At 44.9% G+C, this 3,640-nt stretch carries 5 protein-coding genes; 4 read left to right on the top strand and 1 reads right to left on the bottom strand.

Annotation, left to right across the window (positions count from 1 at the left end; genetic code table 11):
* Positions 1 to 114: 114 nt before the first annotated feature.
* Positions 115 to 741 carry a guanylate kinase gene (gene gmk / locus RSA72_RS06555; RefSeq protein WP_332621452.1) on the bottom strand — a complete coding sequence of 209 codons (627 nt, stop codon included), beginning with the start codon at positions 739 to 741 and terminating at the stop codon, positions 115 to 117.
* Positions 742 to 875: 134 nt separating this feature from the next.
* Here gmk and ispH point away from each other — a divergent pair, with 134 nt between their 5' ends.
* From ispH to RSA72_RS06535, 4 genes are all read left to right on the top strand, one after another.
* Positions 876 to 1,826 carry a 4-hydroxy-3-methylbut-2-enyl diphosphate reductase gene (gene ispH / locus RSA72_RS06550; RefSeq protein ID WP_332621454.1) on the top strand — a complete coding sequence of 317 codons (951 nt, stop codon included), beginning with the start codon at positions 876 to 878 and terminating at the stop codon, positions 1,824 to 1,826.
* A 165-nt stretch (positions 1,827 to 1,991) separates the two neighbouring features.
* On the top strand, positions 1,992 to 2,552 hold the full coding sequence (locus RSA72_RS06545) for a pilus assembly FimT family protein (protein WP_332621455.1): 561 nt from the start codon (positions 1,992 to 1,994) through the stop codon (positions 2,550 to 2,552).
* Positions 2,549 to 3,073, top strand: coding sequence for a type IV pilus modification protein PilV (pilV, locus tag RSA72_RS06540; protein ID WP_332621457.1), 525 nt, complete (start codon positions 2,549 to 2,551; stop codon positions 3,071 to 3,073). Before RSA72_RS06545 ends, pilV begins: the two co-directional genes overlap by 4 nt.
* 2 nt (positions 3,074 to 3,075) lie before the next feature.
* Positions 3,076 to 3,640: PilW family protein (locus RSA72_RS06535; RefSeq protein ID WP_332621459.1), on the top strand; the 565-nt coding region annotated here is incomplete at its 3' end.

Genomic DNA, 3,640 nt, shown 5'->3' with positions numbered 1-3,640 from the left:
CATGGTCTAAACAATCTTCAACGGTTACGCGTGCCATAAGAATTCTCGTTTGAACAGTAAATTTTTAACAGACTGGGCAGTATAAAAGGCTTTGCCTGCAGACTCAAGTTTTAATCACAAAACGCTGGCCGGCGTAATCAGTTTCTGAATCAGCTCATGATGGCGCTCAGCCTGCTGCTTCAGCGTCAGGCGGCTGGCGATAATCACGGCTTCAAGATCATGCAGGGCTTTGTTGAAATCATCATTGATGATCACAAAATCAAAATTGACATACTGCTGCATGTCTTCAACCGCGCAGCTCAGGCGGCGCTCAATTACTTCTACAGAGTCTGTGCCGCGGTTGGACAGGCGCTGGCGCAAGTCAAACTGGCTGGGCGGCAGAATGAAAATCTGCTTTGATTCAGGAAAAAGCCTGCGCACCTGCTCGGCGCCCTGCCAGTCAATTTCCAGCAGCACGTCATGGCCCTTAGCCAGCTGCTCTTTGACCGTGCGCTGCGCCGTGCCGTAATAATTGCCGAAAACTTCAGCGTATTCAATAAATCCGCCTTCTTGGACTAAAGCCAGAAAGTCTTCTTTTTGGGAAAAATGGTAGTGGACGCCGTCGAGTTCGCCAGGGCGCTGGCCGCGCGTTGTATGGGAAACAGAAACATGCAAATTATTGACACGTTCAAGTAGGGCTTTAACGAGGGATGTTTTGCCTGTTCCTGACGCTGCGGAAACGACAAACAAGAGACCCGACATGATATTTTTCCTGATATGATAAAATATCTTCTCTATTTTAGAGCAGACGGCCTGCAAACAAAATAGCCAAGCGTCCTTTTGTTTGCATTTATTTTTCATCCGTCTGCCGCATTGAATTGAACATTGAGGGTTCTATGGAAATTGTATTGGCCAATCCGCGTGGTTTTTGTGCAGGGGTAGACCGCGCCATTGCGATTGTGAACCGCGCCCTTGAGTGTTTTAATCCGCCGATTTATGTGCGCCATGAAGTAGTGCACAACAAATTTGTGGTGGATGATTTGCGCCAGCGCGGGGCGATTTTTGTTGATGAGCTGGATGAAGTGCCGGATGGCAATATTGTGATTTTCAGCGCGCACGGCGTGTCTAAAGCGGTGCAGCAGGAAGCGGAACAGCGCGGGCTTAAGGTGTTTGACGCGACCTGCCCGCTGGTGACCAAGGTGCATATTGAAGTCACCAAATACGCCCGTGAAGGTGTGGAAGCGATCCTGATTGGCCATGAGGGGCATCCTGAGGTTGAAGGCACCATGGGGCAATATGACATCAAGCAGGGCGGCTCTATTTATTTGGTGGAAGATGAGCAGGATGTGGCGGAGCTGAATGTGCGCCATCCTGAAAAAGTCGCTTTTGTCACCCAGACGACTTTGTCGATTGATGATACAGCCAAAGTAATTGATGCCTTGCGCCGGAAATTCCCGCAGATTCAAGGCCCGCGTAAAGATGATATCTGCTACGCGACTCAGAACCGCCAGGATGCGGTGCGCGATTTAGCGGCGCAGTGCGATGTGGTTTTGGTGGTGGGTTCGCCGAATTCGTCAAATTCCAACCGCCTGCGCGAACTGGCGGAGCGCATGGGCAAGCATGCTTATCTGGTTGATAATGCAGATCAGCTGCAGCGGGAATGGTTTGCGGAAAACTCAAAAATCGGCGTGACTGCAGGCGCATCGGCGCCGGAAATTCTGATTAAGCAGGTGATTCAGCGCCTGCAGGACTGGGGGGCTGCTGCGCCGCAGGAATTGTCCGGGCGTGAAGAAAATATCACCTTCAGTTTGCCGAAAGAGCTGCGCATTCCTATAACTCAGGCCTAAAGTGCTGTGTATTTAACATTCTGATATTTTTAAAAAATTGACAGATCATTGCTTTTTGGCAATGATCTGTTTTTTTATACCTTTTATCCTTATTTGTGTTTGTTTTGTAAAATAAATAGATATTATTTTCAATCGGGTAAGGTTTGCTGGCGTCTTGGGGGGCATATGCATAAAAGCAGGGGATTTACGTTAATCGAGCTGATGGTGACGATTGCGGTGCTGGCGATTATTGCGATGATGGCTGCGCCTTCGTTCGGTAATTTAATCGCAAGAAAACAGTTAGATACCATGACTAAAGATTTTGCCTTGCTCTTTGGTGAAGCACGGGGGCAAACGATTTCATTGAGAAAAAATATCACGATAAAACTTACCTGCCCAACAAATTTAGCAGGAGATATTGAATGCCCTCCAAATACTTTAACAACATATTCATGGGTTTCAAGCAATAGCGATATTGAATTAACGAGTGAGGCAATTGATGTGGTTTTTTCAGGATTAGGGGTTGCAAAACAGCGTGAAAAACTCGTAGATAATCCAGTTTGTCATCCAGAACCGCCAGTGTCACCAACGCCATGTGATACAGACCCAGAGGATAATCCTCGAAAAATTCCTCAAATTGTACCGTTGGAGTTTACCTTGTGTAATGCAAAAATTGGTGAAAGCCGGACAATTCATGTATCAAAGGTTGGGACGGTAGATGCAATAACTACAGGAATTTGCTCATGATTAATAAGAAGGCCCAGCAAGGTGTGGGTTTGGTAGAGGTATTGGTGGCTTTATTCATACTTGCGCTAGGCGTTTTGGGGTTTGCAGCATTGCAATTAAGAGCTTTAGATGCTGCGCAGGAAGCAAGCGAGCAGACAGTGGCTATGAATACAGCCCGAGATTTAGCAGAACGCATCCGGGTTAACCGTACAGCATTATTAGAATACAAAACTGCGATTAACGATAAAACTGAAGTTGACACATGCATCGGTACAGCGAATATAACAGCACCGAAAGTTCTGGCTATTCCCAAATGTCCGCCGAATATTATGGCGCAACATGATTCTGCTGAGATTCTGGCAAAAGCGTCTGCTAGTGGGCAAACAGTCATTGTTGCTGACTGTGTCAAAAGCACATTAAATTGCATATATGTGGCATGGGGGAAAACTAACATAACTGCAACCAATATTAATAGCTGTATTGATGCTGCTACAGGAGCATATATTGTTGACTCTAAATGTTTGGTTGTGGAGGCATTTTAAAAATGAATCACTATACTAGGCAGCACGGATTTACATTAGTTGAATTAATGATTTCAATTGTCTTGGGATTATTGGTGAGTGCGGTAGCGTTACAGTTATTTCTAACTAGCCAAAGAAGTGCAACAGTACAGCAAGGCATGATGAATTTACAAGATGCGGCTTTATTTGGTTTAGAGACAATGGTTAACAGTATTAGATTGGCAAATCTGAACTCATCCCTACCTTTTGTTAATGATAAAGTATTATATGGCGGTGTAGTGCTTTCTGCTAATAATATCTCTGACAATAAAAAACCAGATGGCAGTTTGAATTTTACTATAGGTGATACTTTATTAACTCGTGGAGCAATACGGGATTCAAATTTAAAAGATCAAAAAAGTGATCAATTAGTTATTCAATATAAAGTAAGTACGCCTAATCAGTTCGATTGTGAAGGCACAGGTTTGACGGTCAGTGATTATGTGGTGGAGCGTTATTTTTTACGTGCAGATACCAATAGAAATGACCCGAATCAACCACTTGCTCTTGCATGTAAAGCAGCACGTTATACAGAAGCTGAAGCTAAAA

Origin of the sequence: Acinetobacter sp., from assembly GCF_036659555.1 — a bacterium.
Classification (GTDB): Bacteria; Pseudomonadota; Gammaproteobacteria; order Pseudomonadales; family Moraxellaceae; genus Acinetobacter.
The sequence above is the reverse complement of the archived record's forward strand: the minus strand, read 5'-3'. Positions and strand labels throughout refer to the sequence as shown.